Source organism: Arthrobacter sp. P1_A5, from assembly GCF_056406825.1.
On the sequence record NZ_JBFTZL010000361.1, the window covers coordinates 1 to 1,077 of the forward strand.

The following is a 1,077-nucleotide window of genomic DNA, read 5'->3' on the forward strand; positions in this document are numbered from 1 at the left end:
GCAGCAGGAAGCCACGCGGCCGGACCGGAGGCAAGCCGGCTCCTCGGGCTCGACGATCAAGGGCAGCGCGCCCCGCCGAGGCAGGTTTTCCGAAGCACGCGTCGCGTTATTCATGTTTAGCCCCTAAAATCTAAATAGTAGGGTGACTATTTAGACYTCCGGAGGATCCATGACCCGCTGGCCCGCGCACGGCAGCAAGATGATGCCGTGGAAGTCGTCCGGGCGGCCGCCGCGCGAAGACCGGGAATTCACCGAGGTGGTGGTCTCGCTGCCACCCTTGATCGCCGGGAGCTGGTTCGATCCGGGGCGTGAGACCATCGTCGCCCTGGAAGAGGCCGCCGTCGCCATCGCGTCCCTGGACGTCACTGCCGGTACGCGGATGGCCGCCATTAGCGGGTTCCTGCTCCGCAGCGAGGCGGTCTCCTCCTCCAAAATCGAGCACGTCAACGCCAACCGCGATGACTACGCCCGGGCCATGATCGGGCTCAAGGCCAGTGACGACGCCCGCTCCATGGTGGCTGCCGCCGACGCCGTACAAGGGATGATCGACGACTCCGGGCGAACCGGCGAGATCCGGCTGGAGGCAATGCTGGCCGCCCATCACACGCTCATGAAGAACGACCCGATGGACGGCCCACACGCCGGCCGGTTCAGGGAGGTTCAGAACTGGATCGGCGGCAGTGACCATTCACCGCGGGGCGCCATCCACGTCCCGCCCCCGCCGGAGCTCGTGCCGGACCTGATGGAAGACCTGATCGTCTTCTGCAACCGCAGCGACGTGCCGATCATGGCGCAGGCGGCGGTCGCGCACGCCCACTTCGAGTCCATCCACCCGTTCACCGACGGCAACGGCCGGATCGGGAGGGCACTCATCGGGGCGATTTCCCGGCGTCGTGGGCTCACCAGGAACACCGTCACCCCAATCGCGTCGGCGATGGTTGCCGACGTCGACACCTACTTCAGCCTGCTCAACAACTACCGCTCCGGTGATGCCGATCCGTTCGTGCTCTACCTGGCCCGTTCCGCCATCCGCGCCTCGGATGCCGCCCGCGAATCCGTCGCCGCCCTCGATGCGCT

The 1,077-nt window shown here is 66.7% G+C and carries 1 protein-coding gene; it reads left to right on the forward strand.

Features of this window, described 5'->3' with window-relative positions; genetic code table 11:
- Positions 1-169: 169 nt before the first annotated feature.
- On the forward strand, positions 170-1,077 hold a 908-nt coding region (locus AC1D1S_RS21290), incomplete at its 3' end, for a Fic family protein (protein ID WP_476995465.1).